At 44.5% G+C, this 25,900-nt stretch carries 32 protein-coding genes; 17 read left to right on the top strand and 15 right to left on the bottom strand.

All coding sequences use genetic code 11. The annotated features are described in order from the left end of the window. Window positions 1–33 precede the first annotated feature (33 nt). The gene (locus tag F6K49_RS02060; protein WP_293071405.1) at window positions 34–291 is read left to right on the top strand and encodes a hypothetical protein; all 258 of its coding nucleotides are present in this window, start codon (window positions 34–36) and stop codon (window positions 289–291) included. A gap of 124 nt (window positions 292–415) precedes the next feature. Here F6K49_RS02060 and F6K49_RS02055 read toward each other — a convergent pair whose 3' ends face one another. Next, window positions 416–781, bottom strand: a complete 366-nt coding sequence (locus tag F6K49_RS02055) for a hypothetical protein (RefSeq protein ID WP_293093757.1) — start codon at window positions 779–781, stop codon at window positions 416–418. A 183-nt stretch (window positions 782–964) separates the two neighbouring features. Here F6K49_RS02055 and F6K49_RS02050 point away from each other — a divergent pair, with 183 nt between their 5' ends. Next, window positions 965–1,381 carry a helix-turn-helix domain-containing protein gene (locus F6K49_RS02050; RefSeq protein ID WP_293093754.1) on the top strand — a complete coding sequence of 139 codons (417 nt, stop codon included), beginning with the start codon at window positions 965–967 and terminating at the stop codon, window positions 1,379–1,381. 143 nt (window positions 1,382–1,524) lie between these two features. On the opposite strand, the gene F6K49_RS02045 is transcribed toward F6K49_RS02050, so the two are convergent. The 5 genes from F6K49_RS02045 to cobM all read right to left on the bottom strand — a co-directional run bounded on the left by F6K49_RS02045 (window position 1,525) and on the right by cobM (window position 4,018). Then, a complete protein-coding gene (locus tag F6K49_RS02045) occupies window positions 1,525–1,878 on the bottom strand; it encodes a phenylpyruvate tautomerase MIF-related protein (protein ID WP_293017429.1) in 354 nt (117 codons plus the stop codon). A 172-nt stretch (window positions 1,879–2,050) separates the two neighbouring features. Continuing rightward, window positions 2,051–2,188 (bottom strand): hypothetical protein, encoded by a 138-nt coding sequence (locus F6K49_RS02040; RefSeq protein ID WP_293093751.1) that lies wholly within the window; start codon window positions 2,186–2,188, stop codon window positions 2,051–2,053. Further along, window positions 2,178–2,663, bottom strand: a complete 486-nt coding sequence (locus tag F6K49_RS02035) for a flavin reductase family protein (protein ID WP_293017427.1) — start codon at window positions 2,661–2,663, stop codon at window positions 2,178–2,180. The genes F6K49_RS02040 and F6K49_RS02035 overlap by 11 nt, the downstream gene beginning before the upstream one ends. Window positions 2,664–2,768: 105 nt before the next feature. Next, the gene (locus F6K49_RS02030) at window positions 2,769–3,185 is read right to left on the bottom strand and encodes a zf-TFIIB domain-containing protein (RefSeq protein ID WP_293071401.1); all 417 of its coding nucleotides are present in this window, start codon (window positions 3,183–3,185) and stop codon (window positions 2,769–2,771) included. A gap of 35 nt (window positions 3,186–3,220) precedes the next feature. Next, entirely contained in the window at window positions 3,221–4,018 is a 798-nt protein-coding gene (gene cobM / locus F6K49_RS02025) for a precorrin-4 C(11)-methyltransferase (protein WP_293093895.1), read from the bottom strand. Between the two features lie 127 nt (window positions 4,019–4,145). Between cobM and F6K49_RS02020 the strand changes: the two genes are divergently transcribed. Beyond that, window positions 4,146–4,352 (top strand): hypothetical protein, encoded by a 207-nt coding sequence (locus F6K49_RS02020; protein ID WP_293071400.1) that lies wholly within the window; start codon window positions 4,146–4,148, stop codon window positions 4,350–4,352. Window positions 4,353–4,527: 175 nt separating this feature from the next. Here F6K49_RS02020 and F6K49_RS02015 read toward each other — a convergent pair whose 3' ends face one another. Continuing rightward, window positions 4,528–4,884 (bottom strand): phage holin family protein, encoded by a 357-nt coding sequence (locus tag F6K49_RS02015; protein WP_293071399.1) that lies wholly within the window; start codon window positions 4,882–4,884, stop codon window positions 4,528–4,530. A 27-nt stretch (window positions 4,885–4,911) separates the two neighbouring features. Then, window positions 4,912–6,003 (bottom strand): redox-regulated ATPase YchF, encoded by a 1,092-nt coding sequence (gene ychF / locus F6K49_RS02010; RefSeq protein ID WP_293071398.1) that lies wholly within the window; start codon window positions 6,001–6,003, stop codon window positions 4,912–4,914. A gap of 703 nt (window positions 6,004–6,706) precedes the next feature. Between ychF and F6K49_RS02005 the strand changes: the two genes are divergently transcribed. Both F6K49_RS02005 and F6K49_RS02000 read left to right on the top strand, forming a co-directional pair. Continuing rightward, window positions 6,707–7,219 carry a Ycf51 family protein gene (locus F6K49_RS02005; protein WP_293093717.1) on the top strand — a complete coding sequence of 171 codons (513 nt, stop codon included), beginning with the start codon at window positions 6,707–6,709 and terminating at the stop codon, window positions 7,217–7,219. 5 nt (window positions 7,220–7,224) lie between these two features. Next, entirely contained in the window at window positions 7,225–7,347 is a 123-nt protein-coding gene (locus tag F6K49_RS02000; protein WP_293042327.1) for a hypothetical protein, read from the top strand. Here the strand turns inward: F6K49_RS02000 and fetB are convergent. Next, window positions 7,319–8,098, bottom strand: coding sequence for an iron export ABC transporter permease subunit FetB (gene fetB / locus F6K49_RS01995; protein ID WP_293017418.1), 780 nt, complete (start codon window positions 8,096–8,098; stop codon window positions 7,319–7,321). The two genes, F6K49_RS02000 and fetB, sit on opposite strands and share 29 nt — an antisense overlap. Before the next feature lie 153 nt (window positions 8,099–8,251). Here fetB and F6K49_RS01990 point away from each other — a divergent pair, with 153 nt between their 5' ends. Both F6K49_RS01990 and F6K49_RS01985 read left to right on the top strand, forming a co-directional pair. Further along, window positions 8,252–8,473 carry a hypothetical protein gene (locus F6K49_RS01990; RefSeq protein WP_293093711.1) on the top strand — a complete coding sequence of 74 codons (222 nt, stop codon included), beginning with the start codon at window positions 8,252–8,254 and terminating at the stop codon, window positions 8,471–8,473. Window positions 8,474–8,548: 75 nt separating this feature from the next. After that, window positions 8,549–9,676, top strand: a complete 1,128-nt coding sequence (locus F6K49_RS01985; protein WP_293093706.1) for a DegT/DnrJ/EryC1/StrS family aminotransferase — start codon at window positions 8,549–8,551, stop codon at window positions 9,674–9,676. Here F6K49_RS01985 and F6K49_RS01980 read toward each other — a convergent pair. Further along, entirely contained in the window at window positions 9,668–9,859 is a 192-nt protein-coding gene (locus F6K49_RS01980) for a hypothetical protein (protein WP_293093699.1), read from the bottom strand. The genes F6K49_RS01985 and F6K49_RS01980 overlap by 9 nt on opposite strands. 156 nt (window positions 9,860–10,015) lie before the next feature. Then, complete coding sequence (locus F6K49_RS01975) at window positions 10,016–10,765, bottom strand: DUF561 domain-containing protein (RefSeq protein WP_293093693.1); 750 nt, start codon at window positions 10,763–10,765, stop codon at window positions 10,016–10,018. Between the two features lie 159 nt (window positions 10,766–10,924). Here F6K49_RS01975 and F6K49_RS01970 point away from each other — a divergent pair, with 159 nt between their 5' ends. Continuing rightward, window positions 10,925–12,022, top strand: a complete 1,098-nt coding sequence (locus F6K49_RS01970; protein ID WP_293017414.1) for a serine/threonine-protein kinase — start codon at window positions 10,925–10,927, stop codon at window positions 12,020–12,022. Window positions 12,023–12,138: 116 nt separating this feature from the next. Here F6K49_RS01970 and F6K49_RS01965 read toward each other — a convergent pair whose 3' ends face one another. Continuing rightward, window positions 12,139–15,318: a phosphoenolpyruvate carboxylase gene (locus tag F6K49_RS01965; RefSeq protein ID WP_293093687.1), complete on the bottom strand. Its 3,180-nt coding sequence runs from the start codon at window positions 15,316–15,318 to the stop codon at window positions 12,139–12,141. Between the two features lie 245 nt (window positions 15,319–15,563). On the opposite strand from F6K49_RS01965, the gene F6K49_RS01960 reads away from it, so the two are divergent. The 3 genes from F6K49_RS01960 (at window position 15,564) to F6K49_RS01950 (ending at window position 17,402) form a co-directional block, all read left to right on the top strand. After that, window positions 15,564–16,349: a 4'-phosphopantetheinyl transferase superfamily protein gene (locus tag F6K49_RS01960; RefSeq protein WP_293093682.1), complete on the top strand. Its 786-nt coding sequence runs from the start codon at window positions 15,564–15,566 to the stop codon at window positions 16,347–16,349. 153 nt (window positions 16,350–16,502) lie between these two features. After that, window positions 16,503–16,667, top strand: coding sequence for a hypothetical protein (locus F6K49_RS01955; protein ID WP_293017411.1), 165 nt, complete (start codon window positions 16,503–16,505; stop codon window positions 16,665–16,667). 183 nt (window positions 16,668–16,850) lie between these two features. After that, on the top strand, window positions 16,851–17,402 hold the full coding sequence (locus tag F6K49_RS01950; protein WP_293093679.1) for a response regulator: 552 nt from the start codon (window positions 16,851–16,853) through the stop codon (window positions 17,400–17,402). Between the two features lie 80 nt (window positions 17,403–17,482). Here the strand turns inward: F6K49_RS01950 and recR are convergent, their stop codons facing one another. After that, entirely contained in the window at window positions 17,483–18,079 is a 597-nt protein-coding gene (gene recR / locus F6K49_RS01945) for a recombination mediator RecR (RefSeq protein ID WP_293017409.1), read from the bottom strand. Between the two features lie 236 nt (window positions 18,080–18,315). Here recR and F6K49_RS01940 point away from each other — a divergent pair, with 236 nt between their 5' ends. After that, the gene (locus tag F6K49_RS01940; protein WP_293093676.1) at window positions 18,316–21,255 is read left to right on the top strand and encodes a UvrD-helicase domain-containing protein; all 2,940 of its coding nucleotides are present in this window, start codon (window positions 18,316–18,318) and stop codon (window positions 21,253–21,255) included. Further along, a complete protein-coding gene (locus F6K49_RS01935) occupies window positions 21,252–22,100 on the top strand; it encodes a hypothetical protein (RefSeq protein WP_366514113.1) in 849 nt (282 codons plus the stop codon). The genes F6K49_RS01940 and F6K49_RS01935 overlap by 4 nt, the downstream gene beginning before the upstream one ends. Before the next feature lie 234 nt (window positions 22,101–22,334). Here the strand turns inward: F6K49_RS01935 and F6K49_RS01930 are convergent, their stop codons facing one another. Then, complete coding sequence (locus F6K49_RS01930) at window positions 22,335–22,757, bottom strand: hypothetical protein (protein WP_293093674.1); 423 nt, start codon at window positions 22,755–22,757, stop codon at window positions 22,335–22,337. Between the two features lie 257 nt (window positions 22,758–23,014). Continuing rightward, complete coding sequence (apcD, locus tag F6K49_RS01925; protein WP_075902771.1) at window positions 23,015–23,509, bottom strand: allophycocyanin subunit alpha-B; 495 nt, start codon at window positions 23,507–23,509, stop codon at window positions 23,015–23,017. Window positions 23,510–23,533: 24 nt separating this feature from the next. On the opposite strand from apcD, the gene F6K49_RS01920 reads away from it, so the two are divergent. From F6K49_RS01920 to F6K49_RS01905, 4 genes are all read left to right on the top strand, one after another. Then, window positions 23,534–23,656 carry a hypothetical protein gene (locus tag F6K49_RS01920; protein WP_269087059.1) on the top strand — a complete coding sequence of 41 codons (123 nt, stop codon included), beginning with the start codon at window positions 23,534–23,536 and terminating at the stop codon, window positions 23,654–23,656. A 23-nt stretch (window positions 23,657–23,679) separates the two neighbouring features. After that, window positions 23,680–23,832 (top strand): hypothetical protein, encoded by a 153-nt coding sequence (locus F6K49_RS01915; RefSeq protein WP_293093672.1) that lies wholly within the window; start codon window positions 23,680–23,682, stop codon window positions 23,830–23,832. 115 nt (window positions 23,833–23,947) lie between these two features. Beyond that, on the top strand, window positions 23,948–25,333 hold the full coding sequence (gene rlmD, locus F6K49_RS01910) for a 23S rRNA (uracil(1939)-C(5))-methyltransferase RlmD (protein WP_293093670.1): 1,386 nt from the start codon (window positions 23,948–23,950) through the stop codon (window positions 25,331–25,333). Window positions 25,334–25,349: 16 nt separating this feature from the next. After that, a complete protein-coding gene (locus tag F6K49_RS01905) occupies window positions 25,350–25,475 on the top strand; it encodes a hypothetical protein (protein ID WP_293017402.1) in 126 nt (41 codons plus the stop codon). Window positions 25,476–25,900: the final 425 nt, after the last annotated feature.

The following is a 25,900-nucleotide window of genomic DNA, read 5'->3' as shown; positions in this document are numbered from 1 at the left end:
AAAAATGTTCCAATAATCAACACAAAAAACATTATGGACATCGAAAACTTTCTCCCAAACTTTGAGTATAATCCCAACAATCCTAATTTCCCTGAATTATCTGGCCAAGCCCAGCCAGGACGGGAGCAAATCAAACATATATTGATCGGTTCTCCCAAAACCGTCCGGGTCACAATCTATAATCTTTATAGCCGTGGCTACGCCCAAGTTCATGAGTGGAGCACTCCTCAACCTACTGGAAATTCTGGAGAGGTTATCAGTATATTGAGTCGATATCTGTTGGTAGATTAAGATAGGAACTTGCCAGGGATTCCAATCCCTGGCGACAGGTCAAAACTCAGCAGAAAGTACGAAGTCTAAAGTATCAAACCTAAGTTTGTATGTTGTTGATTTGGTGAACACATAGTCAAGAACCCTAGGGCTCTTGACTATTACAAGAAATAATTCGGTCAAGCATTGGAATTAACCAGGACTTGACCGAATTTTTTTTATTGAGGGAACAGGGAACAGGGAATAGGGAATAGGGAGTAGGGAATCGGGAATCGGGAATCGGGAATCGGGGGGGGAGATATTGCGTAGGGTGTGTTAGGGGCGGGCTTGGTTTGATGTTCAACTTCTTCGCCCCTGAAGCCGCCCCGTAACGCACCACCCAAAAACTTGTGATCCTTGCGTAGGGTGTGTTAGGAGCGGGCTTGGTTTGATGTTCAACTTCTTCGCCCCTGAAGCCGCCCCGTAACGCACCACCCAAGGACTTGTGATAATGCAATAGTTTTTCTAACACCTATATAACCCAAATCACACCTAGCGTTAATGCAATAGTTTTTCTAACACCTATATAACCCAAATCACACCTAGCGCTAATGCAATAGTTTTTTAAAACACTCACATAACCCAGATCACCCCTTGCATCTTTTTAAAAATCGTGTTACGATAACAATATCGTCAACACAACGGTTTTACAGCCATGATGATTTCTACCGCACAAGCCGCTGAATTACTAGGTATCTCTGCCACTCGCGTCCGTTTCCTGTTGAGCAAGGGCAGAGTCAAAGGAGCTTATAAGGTCGGTAGAACTTGGGTGATTCCCTTATTTGATGGCATGCCCGTGGTTACCCCTGGCACTCGCGGACCGAAGCGGAATTGGTCAAAGCGTACAAATTACACTAAAGCTGTGATCCACGTGAACCAGAAAGTGATTCGCCAAAATCACAACACCGGCGAACGGAATCCGGTGATTACCGTCAAACGAGGCTCTAAAAATATTTACGGTCATACCGTAGAAGTCAATGGCCCGTGTCGGGTCATGTATCGCCCGGATAATCCCCTACACTGTGGAGCACGGGTATGGATTGAGACGATTTCCGACTTTAAGGTGAGCTGAGTGGCCGACACAGAGGCGAAAGGGATAAAGTAGTTGGCGGAAATCTTGGTATCTTTGAGAACTATTGTATTGTCTTGATGCAATCGCTCATGGTGGAAACCACACCACCTGCTCCCTGCTCCCTGCTCCCTGCTCCCTACTCCCTAACCAAAAGTTGACCCATTCCAACCCCACATATGTCTCTGGGCATCAGCAAACTCAATATAAATTCGGTTAAGTGCTACACCCAAGGTCTCATTAATCGTCTTGCAAAAATCCTGACTCATGGCCTTAGTTTGAGTGGGCTTCATGGTGCCAATATTTTTAATTTCCACATAGCAAACTGGGTCAAAGCTACCAGCAAACGTCATAGCCACACCAGACTCAAACGCTGTCATCACATAAGCTTCTGGTTTTCCCACATGCTCGGCTAGTTTTCCGGAAAGGCTTTTCAGCAACCCTTCAACCGCTGCTGATTCTGGAGCATCAATGGACGTTTGGACTTTAATTAGCGGCATAGTTTTGATCTCACACTCTGGTTGTTGAGGTTTTGAAGATAAGTTTTAAGCTGTCAGCAGTCAGTGGTCAGTGGTCAGTTATCAGCTTTGGGTCAGCTGTTGGCAACTGACCCAAAGCTGATAACTGATAGCGGGTCCAAAGGTGCTGCGTTACAGGGCGTGGCACAGGCTTCTAGCCTGTGATGTAGCCCATTAGCTGATAGCTGATAGCTGATAACTGATAACTGATAGCTGTTCGCGTAGCGTGCGCGTAGCGCTTAAGCTGATTGCTGATTGCTGATTGCTGATTGCTGATCGCTCTAACCGCCATACTGCCAACCAGTGCTTTCTAGTAACAACTGATCTCCTTCCCGATGAATGCCGGAACCAACGACTTCAGCAACAAAGACCGTGTGATCGCCTTCTTCCACAGTTCCTCTGACCTGGCATTCTACATAACCGAGGGAGTCAGAAATGATCGGACAACCAGTTACTTCTCCAAAGTAAAATTCTACATCAGCAAACTTATTACCAACGCGACTTTGGGGTTTAAAAAATTTGGCTGCCATATCTTTTTGCCCACTATCGAGGAAGCTTAGGGCAAATACCTCTGTTTTCTTAATGATGCCGTGGGAGCCAGTATCTTGTTTAACACAGTTAACTATTAGTGGCGGTTTGAAAGAAGACTGCATTACCCAGCTGACCGTGAAGCCATTGATTATTTCTTCACCATCCCTGACCCCACAGATATATAGACCATGGGGAATTTTGCGCAGCATCGTCTTTTTCGCTTGTTCGTCTAGCACGAGTGTTTCTCCCTAAGTTCTTAGCGTTGGCGTAGCGTGACTTTTCGGGCAAAGCCCGACGCTGCGCGAACGGTCAATGGCAATTAGTTTACAAAATTTTGGCGTTTAAAAGACAGGATTTGGGATGTCCTTTTGGGGTCTAAACATGCGCTTAACTCGATGTAGGACACCTCTGGGCTGAAAATTATGCTTATACTGCCTGAATTCTCCAGCATCTAGCCAAACCCCGTGGCATTCGAAACATTTTTCGTACCAGATGCTGTACTCATCAATATCAAGCATGCGGACCATTTTAGCTCCGCAGCGGGGACAGTAAATATCATCATTGATCTTATTCAGCTCAGAGCCAATTTCCGGGTCTCCAATATCCAGACTCTCAGAACCTTTAATCTTTTTGAGTATTTCGGCCTCCAGGGAATCAAACCAAATGCCTTTGCAGTTGACACAGCGGTCTACTTCAATGTCATGGCAGGTAACTGGCTCTAATGTTCCTGTACACTTTGGGCAATTAAGTTGCTTCACACTTCCATACAAAAATTAATGTTATATTATATATTTTATACAATAGAGGGGTGAGGACGAAAGAGGTGAGAGTGTTCAGGATGATAGAGACGGGAACGGGTTTTAAGGCCATCACGGTTTAAAGCCGTCTTTAGTGCCGGACTGATTAAGTAAAGGGTTGTCCGAATTAAATTGTGCTCATGAGTAGTTGCTGCCATTTTGTCCAGGTCAACTAGCCAGATTTTTTCATCTGGCCAGCCAATGCGGAAGCAAACCGCTACCGGTGTATCGGCGGAATAGTGTTTTAGGAGTTTGGCTTGAGCCGCTTCTACGTGACGAGCACTGAGATAGAGACACAGACTAGCTTGATGGGCAGCTAGGGATGCTAATTCTTCTGAGTCGGGCACAGCAGAAGCACGACCACTGATCCGAGTAAGGATAATCGTTTGTACTAATCCTGGTATAGTTAGCTCAACACCAAGTTGTGCCGCTGCTGCTTGAAAGGCGCTGATGCCTGGGATAACTTCAAAGGGAATAGATGCTTCCTTTAGAGCTTGCATTTGCTCGTGGATAGCACTATACAGAGTCAAATCTCCTGAGTGTAGCCTGACCACAGATTTATGCGATCGCACCCGTTCAATCATCAGTGGCACAATCTCTTCTAGGGTTTTGTTGCCAGAGCGAATAATTTCGGCATCAGCACGAACACTCTCTAATATCTGTTTGGGCACTAGAGAATCTGCCACTATAATAACATCTGCCTTTTGGAGGATTTTCAAGGCTTTGACAGTTAATAAGTCTGGAGCGCCTGGTCCAGCACCGATGATGTAGACTGCTGGTGCGATTGAATTCATATAGTAGTTCTCAATTGGGTAAGGTATAAAGTGGTAGGGAGTAGGGAGTAGGGAGTAGGGAGTAGGGAGTGCAGGGCTCGGGCGTGGATATTTCAAGACAAACGAAAACTACACGGATTTAACCTAGATGCACAGATCAGATGGTCATTTGTTATCGGTGTATCTTCGGTGTTTGTATATCCGTGTAGTGCCGACAAGCCAAGGAGCTAGAGTTTGTTCTCCTTTGCCCCTGTTGTGTTTAGCTGTTGTGTTTACCTGTCTGTTTAAGCATTCAGCTATCAGCTATCAGCTATCAGCTACCGGAGGCGATCGCTGCACGGGGTGGGATGAGTAAAACGAGCAGGGATTTCCAAGCAGTTGTACCAGTAACCCACATGCTTGTTTACTATCTCCCGTTGATTAGCTGACGGCTGATAGCTGACGGCTGACGGCTGACGGCACCTCAAGTAGCGTGCGCGTAGCGCATAAGCTGTCTGTCTACCTGTCTTTTAGCTGTTAGGTACCAACAATCAAGTCAAGGTTCCGAGCACCTTATAGATCAAGGAATTAACGAAACCAAGGGCAATTGCGCCGATCAAAGCGCTCCAAAATCCCCAGCGCAGTCGGAATCCCGTTACCAAAGCAGCGGCTAAGCCAAAAATAATGGCGTTGACCACAACTGCAAAAACCCCAAGAGTCAAGATAGTAAGAGGAAGAGCTAAAACATCCAGGATTGGTTTCAATAGGGCATTGAGAATGCCGAACACCACTGCTGAAACCAATGCTTTCTCAAAACTATCAATCTCGACACCAGTTGGCAGTTTGGAAATGATCAACAAACTGATTGCAGTAACCAAACATGCAATTAAAAGACTAACAATATCCATGGGTATAACCCCTTAGAGCACCACTACTTAAACATTAAAGCGGAAAAGCATCACATCTCCCTCTTGCACAACATAATCTTTACCTTCTGAGCGAACTAACCCTTTTTCCTTAGCAGCCGTCATCGCCCCAGAAGCTACCAAATCCCCATAAGCAACGGTTTCTGCTCGAATAAAGCCTCGCTCAAAATCCGTGTGAATTACCCCAGCCGCTTGGGGCGCTTTCATACCAGCAGTAATAGTCCAGGCTCGGGTTTCCTGGGGACCAGTGGTGAGAAAAGTACGTAAGCCCAACAATTCATAGGTAGCGCCAATCAAAGATTTTAATCCCCCTTCTTCCACACCAAGGGACTGAAGAAAATCCTCTCGCTCTTCTTCAGGTAACTCAATTAGTTCTGACTCTACTTGAGCAGAAACCACTACCACTTGAGCATCTTCGGTAGCAGCAATTTGCCGCACTTGCTCGACCCAGTCATTACCAGTAGCTAAGTCATCTTCAGATACATTAGCGGCATAGATCACTGGCTTACTGGTCAGTAATCCCAATTGCTTGACTGACTCGGCTTCTTCTTCTGTTAAACTAATCTGGCGCACTAATTTGCCTTCATTCAACCCAGCGCTCAAGGTTTCCAAGACATCAAGTTCCATCTTGGCATCTTTGTTACTACGAGCTTGCTTCCGGGTACGCTCAATCCGGCGTTCCACTTGCCCTAAATCCGCTAAGGCTAATTCTAGATTAATTACTTCAATATCCCGCCCTGGGTCAACGGAGCCGGAAACATGGATGATGTCATCATCATCAAAGCAGCGCACCACATGGACAATAGCATCGACTTCTCGGATATTGGCTAAAAACTGGTTACCCAAGCCTTCCCCTTTACTGGCTCCCTTGACTAAACCAGCAATATCCACAAACTCAATCCGAGTTGGCACGATTTTCTGAGATTCAGAAATCTTTGCCAGAACCTGCAACCGCTGATCTGGGACAGCAACTACACCAACATTCGGCTCAATGGTACAAAAGGGAAAATTAGCAGCATCTGCCTTGGCATTGGCAACTAGGGCATTAAATAAGGTTGATTTGCCTACATTAGGCAGTCCAACAATTCCGGCTCTTAGCATAGCAGTATATTATAGTACTTTAAAATGGACAATGGGCAATAGAAAATTGAACTGATCGGCCAGTTGTTCTACTGTTGTATCAATTATCGCTTATCTTATTGATTTTTAGTTTATAATGATAGTTGATAAATGGTTGATTATGGTTTCCAATAAACCGGTTACTACTATACTCCTTAGCGCTATTGGTAAACTAGACAATTTACGTCTTTTGAAGAGTAAAGTGATAGTCGTAAACAACATATAATAGCAGCTTTTCGAGTATTGGGTCAGTTAGGATTTGCCTTTATTGTCGCCGGTAATATTACTGTGCGTAACCAGTAAAATTTAGATTATTTCTTTCTGGATTACTCCTTTTGGTAAACACGTTACTCAGCTTGTAAGGTGGGTAAAAACAGACAGTTTGGTTCAAATGAGTATTATAGCTAATAGCAATTTGCCTACCCTCCCTTAATAATTATAATTTTTTTGACTAGGAATTACAACTATTATTGAAAGTATTATCTGCAAAAATAGGATGCTCATAAATCTAGATGCTACTCTAATTTGATGAGTGGTCAGTCACCAATTATCCATTACGATGATCAATAGTAATCCGTGGAGGAATTTTGATAATTTTTGATGCCCTACTTTCTGTTCCCTGTTCCCTGTTCCCTGTTCCCTGTTCTATTTGCTAAATTACCCATTACTAACTCTATAAACTACTATGCCAACAACAGCTGATTTTCTGATCTACACTCAATGGGCAGGTATTCTGACATTAGCCTGTGGCTTGATTGCTATACTCGGTTTTATATTCAAATGGGGTCTGCGGTTTCGTCTGGTGGGAGTCACTGGGTTTATGCTAGTGCTAACCGCTAGCTTTTTCTCCTTATCATTAGTACCCTTTACCCGTACTACCATTCCAGGGGCAATCCGATATACTGTAGTCTACGATAATGGTGGCAACCAAACAGTGATTGCTTTGTCCCCTACTGCGACAGAGTCGGAAGTAGAAGCAACACTGCGCCAAGCTGCTAGTAATTTTTATTCCTATGGACGCCTTGGTGGCGCAAATAACCAGTTAACGATTCGAGCCCGGACGATTATCCATCCCGAAGCTGGTGTATCCAAGCCGGTATTGTTGGGTCAGGTTATGCGATCGCTTTCCGAGCGTGATGATCCAGATATGGTGATTGAAGTCTATTCCCAAGAATTTGCTCAATTGCCTCAAGAGTGATGAGTATGAGGTACACTCAATTCTCTTGCCCCTACTCCCTACTCCCTACTCCCTACTCCCTAAAACATGGGACTGTGTACCTCACCCAATGGATAAATGCTATATCGTTAACTGCTCAGACTGATTAAAAAATTGCCGTGTCAACCCATAGGTTATCAATAAGATGGCGATCAAGTTAGTAAATGCGAGCATAAACATAATTAATATCTGATAGGAAGCAGCATTCAAGGGATCAATACCACTTAACAATTGACCTGTGATGATTCCCGGTAAGGTGACCAGTCCCACTACCATCATGGAGTTAAGAGTAGGAATCAACCCAGCCCGAATCGCATCCTTACGGTAACCGGCTACTGCTTGTTGTCCCGTTGCACCTAAACTTAAATGGGTTTCGATTTCCAGAGTGCTGTTGCTAATGGTGCTAACTAGGCGTTCCCCTGCGATCGCAGCCCCATTCATGGCATTGCCCAGCACAATACCTCCTAAGGGAATCAGGTACTGGGGTGCATACCAAGGTTCTGGTTGAATCATCAATAGATTTGTATAGACTAAGGTCAATGCTGTACTAAAGAACAGGGAACTGAATACTATTGGTAAAAGTCTCGGGATCTTATGGTTACTAATCCGATTGCGGGCAGTAATGGTACCAATAGTCAGCATTACCATTAAGATACCTAAAACAGGAATCGGGTGATCTAAGGCAAAAATTACAGCCAGCACATATCCCACAACAATGAGTTGTACGATAGTTCGGCCAGTTGCGATCGCTAGTTGAACTTCCAAACCCAGCCTTTGCCAGCTGGATAAACCAATTGCGATCGCCATCATGCCCAATCCCCACGCTAAATCGCTAATATCGAGTTCAATCAAAGAATCCACCAGCCACCACAGCTAACTTGTTTTAATCTATTGTGTCAGATCCTCTGTTAATTGTGATGGCAGTTGGAGGTTAACCGGTTGAAGGTTAACCGGTTGAATGTTAACAGGTTGAAGGTTAACCGGTTGAAGGTTAATAGGTTGAAGGTTAACAGGTTGAATGTTAACCGGTTGAATGTTAACCGGTTGAAGACTAGTTTTGAACCATCAACCATCCCAGCATCCCAGCTTCAAACCATTCAACCCTTCAACCATTCAACCCTTCAACCATTCAACCCTTCAACCCTTCAACCCTTCAACCTTCAACCCTTCAACCTTCAACCTTGGCCAAAGGCCACGCTACGCGAACAAACCTTCAAGGCCAGGAGTGAAAAGTAAGCTGCAGGTAAAATTTGAACCCTTTTTGCAAAAAATTCTGTTTTAATTGAAAACAACTTAAGGTGTGAGGAACAAGTGAATACTATACCCCCTCTTGACTTAAAACGGCAGTACCAAGTTATTGGAGAACAAGTCAGTGCTGCTGTCGGTGACGTTCTTTCCTCTGGACGTTATATTGGTGGTCCAGTGGTAGAGCACTTTGAGCAACAGTTTGCGGCTTACACCGGTACCCTGGAATGCATTGCATGTAACTCTGGCACAGACGCTCTCTATCTGGCCCTGCGAGCTTTAGATATCGGACCAGGTGATGAGGTAATTACCACACCCTTCACCTTCATCGCTACTGCTGAAGTAATTGCTGAAGTTGGTGCTACCCCAGTCTTTGTAGATATCAATCCCGAAACCTTTAATATCGATCTCAATCAAATTGAGAAAGCAATTACCCATAATACTAAAGCAATTATACCAGTTCACCTGTTCGGGCAGCCAGTAGATATGACTGCTGTGATGGATATCGCCAAGACTCATTGTCTTGCAGTCATTGAAGACTGTGCCCAAGGGACTGGTGCTGAATGGGTAGGAAAAAAGGTTGGCAGTATTGGACATATTGGTTGTTTTAGCTTCTATCCCACCAAGAATCTGGGAACCTGTGGCGATGGTGGTGCGGTAACTACCAATGACAAAACTGTTGCGGCCTCAATACGGATGCTAAGAGACCACGGCAGATGCTCGGGCTATTACCATCAAGTCAATGGTATCAACAGTCGTTTAGATGCCCTACAAGCCGCTATTCTTAACGTAAAGCTACCCTATCTCGATGGCTGGAACAATGCCCGTCGTCAGGTAGCAACCCGGTATCACCAGTTATTGGAGCCATTACCTGAGATCATCCGGCCTCGGGAAACCCCTGGGGGACATTCCGTCTGGAACCAGTACACCATTCGCCTCACTCAAGATAGCAGCAATAGCAACTATCGGGACGAGGTACGCCAAAAATTAAAGCAGGCAGGTATTAGTTCTATGGTCTATTACCCCCTGCCATTACACTTGCAGCCAGTCTACAAAGACTTAGGCTATCAAATCGGTCAGTTTCCAGTTGCTGAGCAAGTCTGCCATCAAGTATTGTCCCTGCCAATGTTCCCAGAACTTACCGTTGAGGAACAGCAACAGGTAGTTTATGGATTGAAGGACTGTTTAGTTTGAAGGTTGAAGGTTAACAGGTTGAAGGTTAATAGGTTGAAGGTTAACAGGTTGAAGGTTAACAGGTTGGAGGTTAACAGGTTGAAAGTTAACAAGTTGAAGGTTAACAGGTTGAAGGTTAACAGGTTGGAGGTTAACAGGTTGGAGGTTAACAGGTTGAAGGTTAAAGGAGTAGTTTTCAAGCATTCAACCTTGGCCTATTGGCCACGCGATCGCGTTCAACCATCTAACATTCAACCTTGGCCTATTGGCCACGCGATCGCGTTCAACCATCTAACATTAAACCTTCAACCCTTCAAACCTTGGCCTTTCGGCCACGCTACGCGAACAACCTTCAAACCTTCAAACCTTAACCCTTTTACCCTTGACCCCTTCCAGGGCTTCTACCAAGCTGCGAACCGCTGCTACCATTGCGACTTCGCTATCTAACTGATTGATAGCGGAACCAACGCCAACACCAGCAGCACCAGCGGCAATGGCCATGGGAACGGTCACACTGGATAACCCGGAAGCACACAACACTGGTACTGACACAGCACGAGAAATTTCATAGGCAGCTGCCAAGGTTGGTGCCGCTTTTTCAATTAAACCCAAGGTGCCAGCGGAGCGAGGTTTACTGCTGGTACCCCCTTCAGTTTGAATAATATCGGCACCCGCTTTGACTAATTCTGCCGCTAGTTCTACTTGCTGATCTAACTTTAGAATGTGGGGGACAGTTACTGATAGGGTTATATTGGGTAGTAATTTACGGGTTTCAATGGTCAGTGCCAATACGTCGGAAGCATCAAACCACTGTCCCTGAGCATAAAAGCTATCAAAGTTACCAATTTCAATCAGATCAGCACCAGCTTGGATAGCAATAACAAACTGCTTTGGTTCTACAGCAGAAACACAAATTGGTAAATCCGTTAACCCTCGTGCCAACCTGACTAGATCGGGCGAGGCGGCAATATCGACAAAAGTCGCTCCACCCCGTGAAGCTGCTTTGACTACAGCAGCAACTTTCTCGGGATCAAAAGTATTTAAGCCACTAATTACTTTCAGGCAACGACCTTGGTCCAAGGCTTCGTTTAGTTTGTGATGCATAGTCATGTTTTCTGTTTACCCCTGTATTATCAACCAACTTTAGCTAATTTTTAATTAACTGTAGGAAATTTTTTTTATCTCTGAATAATTCTGCCAAACCCGTATATTTACGCCTAAACTAAAAGCATATCGGTGCTGATGGCTACTCCTTCTATATAAAAATAAATGAATTTCCCGCAAGTCAAGCTATCTTCTTTTCACAGTGATGTCTTAAAGAATACCGAGTTAGGTCAACTTTGTGGCAAAAAGCAGCTATTTCGCGCACGCTATGAAGTGTTACGGATGATTGGTCGAGGTGGTTTCGGTGTAACCTTTCTAGCCAAAGATACATCCTTACCGGGTCAGCCGTTTTGTGTCATCAAGCAACTTCGCCCCAAATTCAGTGAGCCAAAAGCATTACATAATGCTCGTCAGCGGTTTGAAAGAGAGGCAAAAATTTTGAACAAACTGGGGACTCACCCCCAGATCCCCATGCTGCTCGATTATTTCGTAGACGATGGAGAATTCTACTTGGTTCAAGAGTACATTCGAGGCATTACCCTAGCTCGGTTGGTGAGGCGTTCTGGTTGCTTATCCCCAGGAGCCGTTAAAGATTTTCTGCGAGACATACTACCGTTATTGCAGTACATCCATGACCATGGGGTAATACATCGTGATATCAAACCTCAGAATATTATTCTTTCTCATGATGGTCAGTTGGTACTAATTGATTTTGGGGCAGTTAAGGAGTTAATTGCCCAAGTATCAGATAGCAGTGTCAGAAACCCAACTACCCATTTCATCGGTACTGTAGGATTTGCACCACCGGAACAGTTTAGCCTACGACCCGTGTATAGCAGTGATATTTATTCCCTAGGGGTTACCTGTATTTACCTACTTACTGGAAAAGCCCCCCTACCATTTCAGAGCGAGCGCCAAACTGGTGAACTGAAGTGGGGCAAAGCATTGGAATTGAGTGATTCCTTTGCTAATATTCTCAACAGAATGCTGGCTATTTCCCTCAAAGAGCGTTATTCAAACGCAAGAGCGATCCTAAGGGCCTTGGATCATAAATTACTTCAAGAGAATCTTGCCGAGTTTCTAGTTATTCAACCTCAAGCTAATCAAAACCAACGACAGGCAAAGCAAAACACCGGGAAAAGTCAGAAGTATACACCTCCTACAGAAAAAACTGCGATCGCGATTCGAGAATGGAAACAAAGGATGCAAGCCAGACACCGCCATAAGGATATACAAAGAGTTGAACACCTATTTAATCATTAGTGCTAAATTTGCCATTACAAGGATTCCGGACAAAAAAAGACTAACAGTGAATAACTTCGCCATTGGTTAGTTTTTCATCCTTCATCCTTCATCCTTAATTTTCCATTCTTTACACGTCACCCAGTATTACGCATACCAGCAGCAATACCGTTGATAGTCAATAAGGCTCCTCGTAGTAACTCTCCCTTACTATACCGGGATTGAACCACACCCAATGTTACCTGGTTGCTATGTTGACGTAGGCGTTTGAGCAAAGATACCTGTAAAAATCCTAAGGGAACGATGGTACCATTACGCAACTGTACAGACCGTTGTAAATTTGGGTCGCCATCTAGCAGTGTTTGGTGTCCTGTAATCGTTAGGACTAAATTGCAGGTAAGGTTAAATTCCTTAGCAATTTGCTCAAACAAATGCTCGAAGCGTTCCAGGTCTTCAGGGTTTGAAAGTTCCTTGAGATAGTGGTGAGCAATTTGTAAATCCACCTTCGCTAAGGTCATCTCTACTTTGGAAATAACCATTTTGAAGAAAGGCCATTTTGAATAGAAACAGCGCAATAGGTTGATATTTTCCTCTGGCTGCTGATCGACAAAGCTTTGTAGGGCAGTGCCAACACCGTACCAGCTCGGTAGCAGGAAGCGGCTTTGAGTCCAGCTAAAGACCCAAGGAATTGCCCGCAGACTGCTTAAATCCTTCTTCCCTGATTTACGCCGTGCAGGGCGAGAACTAATTTGCAACTGGCTAATTTCTTGAATCGGTGTGACTTGATGGAAGAAATCTACCAGATCCGGTTGGTCGTGAATCAGGGCTCGGTAATGGGTACGGGAGGTCTGAGCTAACTCCTCCATAATTTCATTCCAGGGCTGGATATCATCAAAGCCATTATTGAGTAAGCTAGCTTGCATCACTGCTGTGGCTATTGTTTCGAGATGATAGAGCGCTAGTCCTGGCAGAGAGTACCTAGAAGCCAGGACTTCCCCCTGTTCGGTAATTTTGATTCGGCCATTGATACTACGACCTGGTTGCGCCAGGATAGCTTCATAAGATGGACCGCCACCACGACCCACTGAACCACCACGACCATGGAAGATCCGTAAAACAATACCATACTCTTGGGCCACGTGCTCTAAGGCTTTCTGAGCTTTGTGGATTTCCCAGTTGCTACTGAGGAAGCCAGAATCTTTGTTACTGTCGGAGTAGCCGAGCATTACCTCTTGTAAGTTAGGAGAGGTTAACGCTTGTTCCCGTAGCGTGGCCTTTTGGCCAGGGTTATTTGGTTGTTCGCCTTTAGCGTTCGAGTAGGGTAGGTTTAATGGGCTAACCTGCAACTGTTGATATCCACCAGCCAAACTAGCACGATACAAGGGTAGCTCAAACAGGGATTTCATCACTGCTGGAGCACGCTTAAGGTCTTCCACTGTTTCAAACAGTGGCACCACGCGAATGGTTCCCTGACCAGTGGCCGGGTCATACAAACCAGCTTCCTTCGCCAACAAGAGGACTTCTAACAAATCGCTGGCCGTATGACTCATGCTGATGATGTAGGTTTGGCAGATTTGGGGACCAAACTCTTGTTGCAGTTGCCGCACCATCCGGAAGGTTTCGATAGTCTCGCAGGTTTTTTCCGAAAATGGCAGTTCTGTTGGGATTAATGGACGTCGGGTTCGCAACTCAGCGGTTAACCACAAGCATGCTTCGGATTCCGATAGCAAGTTGTAGGGCTTAGGCAAAACTTGCAGGTACTCAGCAATTTCACTGAGGGCTTCTGAGTGGCGAGAACTTTCCTGGCGAATATCTAGGTGAGCCAGGTAAAAGCCATAAATTTCCACCTGACCGATTAAATTGTCTAACTCACGACAGTTCAACCCGGTTTCCACCAGATTACTCTCAATCAGCTTTAGTTCTGCCAAGAATTCTTCTCCAGAGCGGTAAAAACTCCAGCTTTTACCATTAGCCATCTCATCTGGTACAGGCATACCATTGGCAAGCTGTTGGTTTCGCTCACGGGTGTTTTCGAGTTTTTGCTTAATGTAGGTCAGTTTGAGTCGATAGGGTTCTTGCCGATAGCGAATGGCGAGCTGTTCGTAAACCTCTGGCAATTGAGAACGGTCTTGTTCTAGAGAGTCCAACAGTTCCGGTAGCACATCACACCAGTGCAACGACAGGCTCAATAATTCGGTCAGATTCTTAACCTCACCTATATATTTACCCAGCACCAAATCTCGTTGATAGCAGGCAGTTTGCCAGGTAATTTGGGGAGTCACAAAAGGATTACCATCCCGGTCTGACCCTACCCAAGAGCCAAAATGACAGAAGTTCTTAGCGGGTGGGTTCAGCCAGGGGAATGAACCCTTTAAGGCTTGCTTGAAGCGACTATACAATTGGGGTATAGTATCAAACAGTACTTCTTGGAAGTAGTGAAGAGTGTAATCTACTTCATCAAGTACTCCCGGCTTAAACTGATGTAGCTCATCGGTGCGCCACCAGAGGCGAATTTCTTCCATGAGCTTTTGGCTACATTCAGTCACCTCCCAGGACGAAGTGATTCCCAAGGTACCATAGGTTTGCTCTGCTTGGTCTAATTGTTCGAGAATCTTAGCCATCCGTCGCTGTTTACCCCGAATGGTACGACGGACAATTTCAGTAGGGTGAGCTGTGAAAACTAAACGAATATCAAGATTATCAATCAGCCGCTGAATTTGACCTGGTGGCACATTTTGCTTATGCAAGTGGGGAAATAACCAATCTAGTAGCCCTAATTTTCTTTCAGATCCTTGGTTTTCTTGCTGGCTCTTTTCGATAACATTGGTAACGGCACCCCCTGGTTGAGTAACATCATTGCCTAGGTCCACCTCTTGCTCAACTGTTACAACAGTTGAGCAAGAGGAATTACCATTTTTTGTTAAAATGCCTTGGCTGAAGGGGGTTAACTCGGGTTCAGTGCTTCTTCGGTAGGAACGGCGTCTTGAGAGTTGTTGATTTCGCTGTTCATAATGTTGTTCAACAATATTGATCAGCTGAAAGTATAGAGCAAAGGCTCGTGATGCCCGGATCGCCTCATTAAGGTCAAGCTGTTGGATTAAATCAGCTACTGAAGATTTAGGATCTTCAGTGGCTTGTCCTTCTGGAGAACACAATTCCCGCAGTTGCTTGAGTAAATCAACAAGTTCCTGACCACATTCAGATAGGAGAACAGATTCCCACAAATCCTCTACAATTTTAAGTCGATGGCGCAGAAACAGGTCAGAAGTAGCTGGGAAGGTTGATTCTTGATTAGATGGAGATGGGATAAAACTCATAGGCTCTATCTATTCCCTATACAAAGCTGATCTATTTTACGGGTTTGAGGTTCTTTGGAGTAACTAAGGAACAAGAATTTAAATTTCTTTGGAAAGCTCATGGCAGCTTAACATCACATTAACTTTAATAGTAAGGCAAGTTATTGGGTATCTGTAAAAATCATTAAATTTATGAAATCTGACTATTGGTCTGACTATTGGGTGTAACTGTGAAACTACTAATGTTTATAAGTTTTTATTGAACCATGACCCCAGTGTGGCTACTTCCCCCAACAGATTTGCAACTATTTAACCATGATGTCCATCTCTGGCGTGCCCAGTTGGAGCTGAGTGAATTATTGATTCAAAAATTGGCAACTACTCTTTCTGAGGACGAGCACCAAAGAGCTGAGCGATTTTACTTTGAGCGGGATCGGAAGCATTTTATAGCAGGTCGGGGTCTTCTGCGCCAAATCTTGGGTCGCTATTTGGGCATGAACCCACGCCAAGTGGAGTTTTGTTATGGAAAGCGGGGCAAGCCAGCACTCAAGGAAACTTGTGGGGGCAAAAGACTCCGTTTTAATGTATCTCACTCTCATGGACTAATTCTGTATGCTATTACCCAGGATCAGCGGATTGGCGTTGACCTAGAATATCTGCGACCAATGCCAGATGCTGAGCAACTCGCTCAACGTTTCTTTTCCCCCCAAGAGTATGCTGTGATTTGTTCTGTGTCTGAGGAGCAAAAGCACAAGGCATTTTTCCAGGGATGGACCAGTAAGGAAGCCTATCTAAAAGCCATTGGTGAAGGATTAGCTGGCTTGGAACAGGTCGAAGTTTCTGTAAATCCAGCTGAACCGACTGCCTTGCTGAGCATCAACAAAGACCCTCAGGCAGTTTACCGTTGGTCTATCGCTGGTCTAACCCCTGTGCCTGGTTACTTTGCCTCGTTGGTTGTGGAAAGAAAAGATTGGCAGTTAAGTTGTTTTGATTACACCGAGAAATCAGTGTCTGGTTGGGGTGTGGGCGGATCAGGTGTAGGGGGAAATTAGGCCGTAATAGGAACTGGTTAATCGTAACTGAACCAGACCAAGTACTTTGCATCGGAATGCGATTGGCTCTAGGTCACGCGGGGCGCGATCGCATTCCGACGGGCGAGCCTCAACACAGGTTCACCCTGAACGGGTGTGGGGTCTTACCCTAGAATGGCACTAACTATAGCAATCCTAAATCAATTGAGAGAATGTTTGTTCCCTACTCCCTACTCCCTACTCCCTACTCCCTGTTCCCTGTTCCCTGTTCCCTGTTCCCTTTGCTATAGGGATAGATTGTCACATCTCCCACACCTTTTTATAGGGGTATGGCTATAGATTGATAGGGCTGAGTTATCTTAGTTGGGTAGGTCGTGACTTGTCGATCATCGCTAGGCAAACTGGCACTCCCCTGATCCTAAGTTAGGGTGTCCACATTAGCCTCTGGAGTCGGCGACAGTCGCTTCATTCAACATTTGTTTTTTTAAAATTAACTCAAACTACCTTGGAAAGGAGTCAGTCGTGGCAAGTCATAAAATCCTGGTAATCGATGATAGTACGGTAATCCGCAAGCATGTCAAAGAGATGTTACCTAAGGGGTTTGAAGTCATCGAAGCTAAAGATGGGGTGGAGGGAATTAATTTAATTCGCCAGGCAAAACCTAACTTTATCATGTTAGATTTTATCCTGCCCAAAATGAGTGGATTTGATATTTTTAATGAACTTAAAAGTGATACTAAATTACAAACAATACCTCTGGTATTAATGTCAGGCCGAAAGGAAGAAGTAACTGCTAAAATTAAAGAACCTTTTAAGTATTTTGCCTTTATTGAAAAGCCTTTTAATAAAAAGCAGCTGACGGACGCTATCAAAGAATCCATGCAAAAGGCTAAGAAGCGACCAGCAACTCCTGCACCAGCACCAGTTAGTGCAGCTACCGCTGAGTCATCGCTCGAATCAGCTCAGGAAATTGCGCAGTTGAAGGCAAAGGTTGCCAAAATGCAACAGGAAATAGATGCCTTGAAGAAACAGTTAGGTCAGCTGGTGACGTTTATTAAGCAAAAGTTGAAGTAGTTTATGGAAGGATGGAGGATGAAGTATCTTCTCACTTGATAATTCATCCTTCACGAATGCTTAATCCAACTCACGAATGCTTAATCCAACTCACGGCGTCCTTCTAAGGCTCTAGCTAGGGTGACTTCATCTGCATATTCTAGGTCTCCCCCCATGGGTAAACCAAAGGCAATTCGAGTCACTTTGGTAAACGGCCTGATCAGTTGACCTATATATAGTGTGGTTGTCTCCCCTTCTACACTGGGATTGATGGCTAAAATGACTTCTTGAATCGTTTTCTGGCTGACTCGTTGTACAAGTTGCTGGATATGGAGTTGTTCTGGACCAATGCCATCCATAGGGGAGATCACTCCTCCCAGAACGTGGTATTGGCCTCGGTACTCGCGGGTTTTTTCGATGGCAATCACATCCCTTGAGTCGGCAACTACACAGATAGTCTTCTGGTCCCGGTTGGAATTGCGGCAAATTTGGCAGACCGGTTCAGCAGACAAGTGAAAGCATACTCTACAAAAACCAACTTGTTGTTTGGCTTCCACCAACGCTTGCGCTAGGGCTTTGACTTCCGGTGTTGGACGCTTGAGGATATGAAGGGCTAGTCGTTGGGCAGTCTTTGGACCAACTCCAGGCAGGCGTTGTAGCTCTTCAATTAAGCGAGCGAGGGGGCGTGTGTAAACCATCAGTCAAGAATCGGGAATCGGGAGTAGGGAGTAGGGAGTAGGGAGTAGGGAGTAGGGAGTAGGGAGTAGGGAGTAGGGAGTAGGGAGTAGGGAGTAGGGAAAGTGTTTATGGACCATTGAGCGCTGCTAGATCATCGGATATTTAGAATCACACTGGAAAAACTAAACATTAGAATAGCCTCAGCTATAAGATAAATAGATCTAGCTAGATCTGCGATCGCATTTTATCCGCCCCTATGAGTACAACCCCTGATTTCCTGAGCCACCTTAACCCTTCCCAACTTCAAGCCGTTGAACATTTCTGTGGTCCCTTGTTAGTTGTTGCTGGTGCCGGGTCTGGCAAAACCCGAGCCTTGACCTATCGTATTGCTAATCTGATTCTCAAACACAAGGTCTCACCAGAAAATATCTTAGCGGTGACGTTCACTAACAAAGCCGCACGGGAAATGAAAGGGCGGATTGAGCAAATATTTGCTCAGCAGCTGGCGGAACAGAAGTATGGTCAACGGTTGGAGCTTCTGCCAGAAGACCAACAAACCCAGTTGCGATCGCGTGTTTACAAAACTATCACCAAACCGTTGTGGATTGGCACCTTCCACAGTCTGTTTGCTCGGATTCTCCGCTTCGATATCAATAAATATCAAGATGATCAGGGACGGAAGTGGAATCGGAACTTTTCCATCTTTGACGAATCCGATGCCCAGACCCTGGTTAAAACCATTGTCACTCAAACCTTAAATCTTGATGACCACAAATTTAACCCCCGTTCTGTGCGCTATGCCATCAGCAATGCCAAAAATCGTGGTTTTTCTCCCCAGCAGTTTGAGCTAGAACAGTCGAATTTCCGGGGACGAGTGATTGCTGATGTCTATAGTCACTACCAAGAGCAATTAGCTGCTAACAATGCTTTGGACTTTGATGACCTCATCTTAGTGCCAATGAGGCTATTCCAACAGAATGAGTCGGTCTTAAGCTACTGGCATCAGCAATTTTATCACATTTTAGTGGATGAGTATCAAGATACCAATCGGATTCAGTATGAACTGATTCGCTTATTGACTACCAATGGCGAAACTCGAAAGAGTCAGTGGGATTGGCAGAATCGCTCAGTTTTTGTAGTAGGGGATGCAGACCAGTGTCAGCCACCAGGTACTCAGGTACTCACGACTGAGGGATATGTCCCAATCGAAGCACTAGACCCAAATCAACATCGGTTAGTCAGCTATAACCCTCATTCTTCCGCAGTAGTTGGCAGAGTGAATGGTTATCGTTTCAACAAAGCCAGTCGTCCTTTTAGTGGCAATCTGATTGAGGTAACGGTTGATAGCCAAACTACTCGCTCCACACCAAACCATCGATGGCCAATCCGGTGGAATCAGCAAGCTAAGGAAAAGACTCATGTTGTCTACCTAATCCGCCGAGGTCAGTGGTACCGAGTCGGATGGTGCAAGCTATTTAAAAGCGATGGTGGATTTCAGTTAGGCTATCGAGCCAGGGTTGAGAAAGCAGATGCCGCTTGGATTCTGGTGGCAACCGACAATCGGACAGAAGCTTCCTTCAAAGTGTCTTATATTGCCGCACGCTATGGTATTCCCACTGCCCCGTTTGAACCAATTAATGGTGCCACTGAGTACACTCGTCAGATGCTGGAGCAGTTATTTAATGTACTGGGTGATGTGTTACCAGAACGGGGGATTTCCTGTCTTCAAGACTTTGGACTCGACCCAAACTACCCCATTTACAGCCCTGACATTGCCTATCAAGGCGGAAGGGGTAAAAGTACTATCGAGCTAGCAGCGATTAATTTATTACCAGAACTGATGGATATAGCTGTCTATCAGGGTGGCAAAACAGTGGCTTGGAAACCGATTAGGATTCAGCGTCAGGAATACAGTGGCTTGGTGTATAGCCTAGAGGTAGAGAAGCACCATGTCTACTTTAGCGATGGATTGCTTACTCATAACTCTATCTACAGTTTCCGAATGGCAGACTTCACCATCCTTCTGGGTTTTCAGCAAGACTTTGGTGATGGTTTACCAGACCAAGATACTCGCACTATGGTCAAGCTAGAAGAAAACTATCGCTCTAGGGAAAATATTCTTCAAGCTGCTAACCACCTGATCGAAAATAATACCCAGCGGATTGATAAAGTTCTGCGAGCAACACGGGGTATCGGGGAAAAAATCTATTGTTTTGCCGCTGATGACGAATTGGAAGAAGCTCAGTTTGTAGTCAGTCAAATTATCCAACTAAAACGACAAAATCCAGAACTGGATGGCGGCAGTTTTGCTATTCTTTATCGTACTAATGCTCAATCCCGTGCCTTTGAAGACGTTTTGATCAGAGCGGATATTCTCTATACTGTAGTTGGTGGGTTAAAGTTCTATGACCGTAAAGAAATTAAAGATGCTCTGGCTTACCTCAGAGCGATCGCAAACCCATCCGACACTGTTAGTCTATTGCGCATTATCAATACTCCTCGACGAGGTATTGGACAAACTACCATTAACAATCTGGTCACAGCTGCCCAAGAATTAGGAGTTCCATTGTGGGAAATTCTCAGTGATGAAACCTCAGTTCATACATTTGCGGGAAGGTCAGCTAAAGCGGTCAAGAAATTTTCTCAGCTTATGTCTCAATGGCAGGAGCAAATGGAAAACCGAACAGCATTAGAGATTCTCAAAGGGATTATGGAAGAGTCTGGTTATATTGGCGATTTAAGAAACAAAGGAACTGAAGAAGCTGAGAATCGATTGGAAAATATTGTAGAATTGTTTAATGCAGTCCAGCAATTTCAAGAAGAAAACGAAGAAACGAGCTTAGAAGGGTTTCTTGCTAATGCAACTCTTGCCTCTGACATGGATAACCTCGAAGAGGGGAAAAAAGCAGTTTCTTTAATGACCCTTCACTCTGCTAAAGGGCTAGAATTTCCCATTGTCTTTCTAGTCGGTCTAGAGCAAGGACTGTTTCCTCACAGTCGTAGTCTTAGAGATCCTGTAGCGTTGGAGGAAGAAAGGCGTTTGTGTTATGTAGGGATTACTCGCGCTCAGGAACAACTGTTTTTGTCCCATGCTCATGAGCGCCGCTTTTATGGGAATCGGGAACCAGCTAACCCTTCTCAGTTTCTCAAGGAGTTACCCTCAGACTTAATTGACAGTAAAGTTGGAATGTTTTGATAGTATCCTCAGGACTTAATACTTCATCTTATCTTCGACAACAGATGCCTTGGCAATTTCCTCAAAGACTAACCCAATCCCTAGGAGCAATCATAATTCTCCTAGGTTGTATATTAGTAGTTGGAAAGCTACAGCAACCCCAACTCAATGCCCTCAAACAAAGCTCCAAAAACACCTCACCCGCAGACCTCCAGCGAGACGTAGAAGCAACACAAGTGTATCTCAATCTGCTTCAGAGACTACCTACATTTGGCTTCGATAATGTATTAGCTGACTGGGTATTTCTGAATTTCCTTCAGTACTTTGGTGATCAAGACGCTCGCCGAATTACTAGCTATCAGCTTAGCCCAGAGTACTTTGACGTTATTATAAACCGAGACCCCAAATTTTTAACAGCGTATTTTTTTATATCTAGTAGTAGCTCCTTATATGCAGGAATGCCAGAAAAATCTGTCGCCTTAATGGAAAAAGGACTCCAGTCACTATCCCCTAAAGTTCCTCCTCAGTCTTATTATGTGTGGCGTTACAAAGGAATTGATGAATTATTATTTTTGGGTGACGCTAAAGCCGCCCAACAATCCTTTGAAAAATCAGCCGATTGGGCAAGTCAATCCCCTGATGAACAAAGTCAAAACATTGCTGAAATTTCCCGCAACACTGCTGAATTTATAAGGCGCAATCCTACTAGTAAGATAGCTCAAGTAAGTGCTTGGTCAATGGTGTTAAATAACTCCCCTGACCCTCGCACTAGCAAAATCGCCATTAGTAGAATTGAAGCCCTAGGTGGTAAAGTTATCATCACACCAGAAGGAGCAGTTCAAATTAAACTGCCCCAGACAGATTAATAGTGTTTATTGTTTAAGGTTAGAAGGTTTAAGGTTAGAAGGTTAGAAGGTTAGAAGGTTTAAGGTTAGAAGGTTGAAGGTTGAAGGTTAGAAGGTTAGAAGGTTAGAAGGTTAGAAGGTTTAAGGTTAGAAGGTTTAAGGTTAGAAGGTTTAAGGTTGACGACTCGGATATCGCCATTACCCATTACCCATTACCCATTACTAAAAAGCCGACACTAATGTCTATCAACATGGCTATATAATTGCTATTAGTAACTGATTTAGTAATAACCCTACACTAAAACCTGTTAGAGAAACCCCACAGATAATCCAGAAAGCCTGCCATTCACCATATCCTTGTGTTTGAAGATCTAATCTAGCTAAGGCAGCAGCCGCAATCAGCACCAGAATACGGCTAGAATAATGAATCCAGCGCAGGATGATAACGCCTAGGAAAGAGCTGAAAATTACGGAAACAAAAGCTTTGGTATCAGATTTCATCCAAGTCCCGTACAATTTTCTAATCTGATACACTGGAGCAGTTATAGCCAAAGCCATCAACAAGATATAAACTGCTCCGATCAGCCAGAGCCATACCGATACGTTAAATAAGGAATGATGTGATCCTGATGTAGTCTGTTCTACCCAACTCAATTCCTGACATTCAACAGATATCATCCAGCCAAAAATACTATGGCTTAACAGAAGAATTGATAATGGAAGCCAGGGTAGTTTTTTGATTAACCACATGTAATTTAAAGAATCCCACGACTACAATGCGTGGGATTTGAGGTCATTAATCATTAGTCTTTTGTTAATTGCTAATTGCTAATTGTTAATGGTTAATTGTTAATTTACCATTGACAATTAACCATTGGCTATTTTTAGATGACCAATGACTAATGACTAATCACCAATGACTTAGGACTAATGACTTAGGACTTAGGAGACATTGCTTGAATAATGTAATCGAAGTAGGGACCTGTCAGGTCAGCATCCTCATCGGTTAGGATTCCCAAAGATGCCTCTTTTAAGCAATTTATCGCTTCTGACATCCCTGCCATTGGCACACCTAGGGCATTATACATTTCTCTTGCCCCGATGATACCAATGTCTTCAATAGGTTTCTGATCACCAGCAAGTACACCATAGGTGACCAACCGCAAGTACCAACCATAGTCCCGTAAACACTGATTCCGTTCACGCTGACCATAGGCATTGCCTCCTGGTGCTATGAAGTCAGGGCGTTTCTGCCACAGCTGACTGCTGGCTTTTTGTACAATCTTTTTTTCATTTTCCGACAGGGTGGCAGCAATGCGCAATCGCTGCTCACCGCTTTGCAAAAAATCATTGATACTTCTGAGTTCACCAGAGCTGAGGTATCTCAGCTCGTCGTCGGCTTTGAGAATGACTTGACTAACTACACTCATGTTATTAGTTTATGGAGTTTTTTATTGAGTTACTCAGGCGATTCATCCCAAGCTAAATTACAGATTTTAGCTCGGGACTTCTTGCCAGAACTTTTAATTAGTAGTTTACCGACTTTGGGTGACACAACGGAAGGGCATTGGGCATAAGATCAACAAATAGAGCAAAACCCATGCATGCTTGCATCGATAGTCTCTTTCCCCTCTTACCCCATCCTTTACATTCCCTAGAAGCATCCGTTGCCCCCTCTTGCCATCTCAAGCTGGCATTACAACAAAACTATCAGGATTTACGCAAAAACGCTATAACTACTAGGATACCTTAATAATACACCCTACAGGTAGCGACGGGTGCGCCGACCTGAGGGGGTTTCCACCATGAGCGACTGAATCCGATATCACTACTCCCTACTCCCTACTCCCTGTTCCCTTTGCTATATAATGCCAATGATGATAACTAATCAGCCCAGCCCTGAGTGTTGGCAACAAGGTCAACTGATTGAGGTAATGATTACAGACCTCAGTGATAGTGGTGATGGCGTTGGACGCCTAGGAAATCGGGTCGTTTTTGTTCCGGATACTGTCACAGGGGATATAGCTTTGGTGCGCCTGATGCGGGTCAAACCTAACTATGCCACTGGTAAGTTAAAGCAACTGTTAGTGGAATCCCCTAATCGTGTTCGTCCCAGATGTATCGTCGCGGATAAGTGTGGTGGTTGTCAATGGCAGCATGTTAGCTGGGATTATCAGCAGTTGGCTAAGCAAAATCAGGTGATTCAAGCCCTCAAACGCATTGGTGGATTTAGCGAACCCGCCGTAGCACCAATCTTAACCACAGATTCTCCCTTGGGCTATCGAAACAAAGCTACCTATCCCCTCAAACGCTCAGCAACCGGTTCAGTTCAAGCGGGTTACTACCAAAAAGGTAGCCACCAGCTGATTAATCTTAATCAATGCCCCGTGCAAGACCAGCGATTGAATCCTCTGCTAGCAGAAATTAAGCAGGATATTCAGCAATTGGGTTGGTCGATATACAACGAAAGCCGCCACCAAGGACGATTGCGTCACCTTTCGTTACAGATTGGACAACGGACTGGCGAGATGTTGCTGACCTTGGTCACAACGGATCTGAATTTAAAAGACTTGGATGTCCAAGGGCAAACTTGGCTAAATCGTTATCCCCAACTGGTTGGTGTTTGTGTGAATCATAACCCCCACCGCAGTAATGTCATTTTTGGTTCCCAAACCTATTGTGTTGCCGGTCAGCCATACTTGAGGGAGAACTTTGCTGGTCTTGAGTTGCGGCTGCGACCAGATACGTTTTTCCAAGTTAATACTGAAGCGGCTGAGGTTTTGTTAAACCTAATCATTAAACAGCTAGCCCTGAAGGGGGATGAATGTGTAGTTGATGCTTACTGTGGCATTGGGACGTTTACTCTACCCCTTGCTCAACAGGTAAGCCAAGCTATCGGTATTGAAGTGCAAGCCGCATCAGTAGAGCAAGCTGAGCAAAATGCCTTGAACAATGGGATCACTAATGTGAAATTTCAGGCGGGATCAGTTGACCAGTTACTCCCCCATTTGACTATAGCCCCAGATATTGTAATACTTGACCCACCCCGTAAGGGATGTTCTCCAGCAGTGATTGACATCCTCAGGCAAGTGGCACCAAAACGGATCGTTTATATCAGCTGTAAGCCAGCTACCCTAGCACGAGACCTCAAACTCCTTTGCCTCAACGGTTACTACCAGTTAACCCACATCCAACCTGCTGACTTCTTTCCTCAAACCTCCCATGTAGAATGTGCTGCTTTTCTCGAGCACTGATATTGGCGTTGCCCAATTGTGGAACACCCAAGCATCATCCCTGATTGGTGATGGGGAATTATTGGTGATGGGGAATTGGCAGCTTACCCAACGGTTGCACGGCCATATAAATAGTTTCTTTATGTATAGTCTTTATGTATAGTCTCAATTATCTACATCAATTATTTACCTATTTGACAGGTATTTCATGAGGAAATTACCCAGAAGGGTCTGGTCTGGGCGAAAATTTTCTGATACTATAGACGTAGGGAATCAGAAATAAACAAGGTTACAGAATATGAGTAACGCTAAATGGCTATTATAGCGCTGTTTAGGCATTTTTGCCATTGAGCTGATAGGTAAAGCAGCGACATTAGTGAAAAACCTATTGAACTAATTAACAGAATAATTAACCATATAGAGGTTGTAGTTTAGCTATGCTAGCAGGAATCTTCATGTTTGAATATAGAAGCCAACCTCAAGAAATCGAGAGTTCCTAGTCCAGTTCTCCCTGAGCACGATTCAGCCGTGCTTAGGGGTAAACCGATCAAAATCAGGTATCTAGCCTCCTATTATATCAAGTCCACC

The organism is Moorena sp. SIO3I6 (assembly GCF_010672095.1).
Note: the sequence above shows the minus strand (reverse complement) of the source record. Positions and strands in the feature narration are given on the sequence as shown.

Excerpts from the sequence above, each read along its gene's own strand:
- F6K49_RS02040 (WP_293093751.1), bottom strand. The coding sequence starts at position 2,188 with ATGGCGGTTAGAGCGATCAGCAATCAGCAATCAGCAATCAGCAATCAG.
- recR (WP_293017409.1), bottom strand. The coding sequence starts at position 18,079 with ATGGTTTACACACGCCCCCTCGCTCGCTTAATTGAAGAGCTACAACGC.
- ychF (WP_293071398.1), bottom strand. The coding sequence starts at position 6,003 with ATGCTAAGAGCCGGAATTGTTGGACTGCCTAATGTAGGCAAATCAACC.
- F6K49_RS02000 (WP_293042327.1), top strand. The coding sequence starts at position 7,225 with ATGAGGTACACTCAATTCTCTTGCCCCTACTCCCTACTCCCTACTCCC.
- F6K49_RS02060 (WP_293071405.1), top strand. The coding sequence starts at position 34 with ATGGACATCGAAAACTTTCTCCCAAACTTTGAGTATAATCCCAACAAT.
- F6K49_RS02045 (WP_293017429.1), bottom strand. The coding sequence starts at position 1,878 with ATGCCGCTAATTAAAGTCCAAACGTCCATTGATGCTCCAGAATCAGCA.
- F6K49_RS01965 (WP_293093687.1), bottom strand. The coding sequence starts at position 15,318 with ATGAGTTTTATCCCATCTCCATCTAATCAAGAATCAACCTTCCCAGCT.
- F6K49_RS02005 (WP_293093717.1), top strand. The coding sequence starts at position 6,707 with ATGCCAACAACAGCTGATTTTCTGATCTACACTCAATGGGCAGGTATT.
- F6K49_RS01975 (WP_293093693.1), bottom strand. The coding sequence starts at position 10,765 with ATGACTATGCATCACAAACTAAACGAAGCCTTGGACCAAGGTCGTTGC.
- F6K49_RS01915 (WP_293093672.1), top strand. The coding sequence starts at position 23,680 with ATGCATGCTTGCATCGATAGTCTCTTTCCCCTCTTACCCCATCCTTTA.
- F6K49_RS02015 (WP_293071399.1), bottom strand. The coding sequence starts at position 4,884 with ATGGATATTGTTAGTCTTTTAATTGCATGTTTGGTTACTGCAATCAGT.
- F6K49_RS01955 (WP_293017411.1), top strand. The coding sequence starts at position 16,503 with ATGGCACTAACTATAGCAATCCTAAATCAATTGAGAGAATGTTTGTTC.
- F6K49_RS01980 (WP_293093699.1), bottom strand. The coding sequence starts at position 9,859 with ATGCTTGAAAACTACTCCTTTAACCTTCAACCTGTTAACCTCCAACCT.
- F6K49_RS01970 (WP_293017414.1), top strand. The coding sequence starts at position 10,925 with ATGAATTTCCCGCAAGTCAAGCTATCTTCTTTTCACAGTGATGTCTTA.
- F6K49_RS02020 (WP_293071400.1), top strand. The coding sequence starts at position 4,146 with ATGCACAGATCAGATGGTCATTTGTTATCGGTGTATCTTCGGTGTTTG.
- F6K49_RS02050 (WP_293093754.1), top strand. The coding sequence starts at position 965 with ATGATGATTTCTACCGCACAAGCCGCTGAATTACTAGGTATCTCTGCC.
- rlmD (WP_293093670.1), top strand. The coding sequence starts at position 23,948 with ATGCCAATGATGATAACTAATCAGCCCAGCCCTGAGTGTTGGCAACAA.
- F6K49_RS01960 (WP_293093682.1), top strand. The coding sequence starts at position 15,564 with ATGACCCCAGTGTGGCTACTTCCCCCAACAGATTTGCAACTATTTAAC.
- F6K49_RS01930 (WP_293093674.1), bottom strand. The coding sequence starts at position 22,757 with ATGATATCTGTTGAATGTCAGGAATTGAGTTGGGTAGAACAGACTACA.
- F6K49_RS01940 (WP_293093676.1), top strand. The coding sequence starts at position 18,316 with ATGAGTACAACCCCTGATTTCCTGAGCCACCTTAACCCTTCCCAACTT.
- cobM (WP_293093895.1), bottom strand. The coding sequence starts at position 4,018 with ATGAATTCAATCGCACCAGCAGTCTACATCATCGGTGCTGGACCAGGC.
- apcD (WP_075902771.1), bottom strand. The coding sequence starts at position 23,509 with ATGAGTGTAGTTAGTCAAGTCATTCTCAAAGCCGACGACGAGCTGAGA.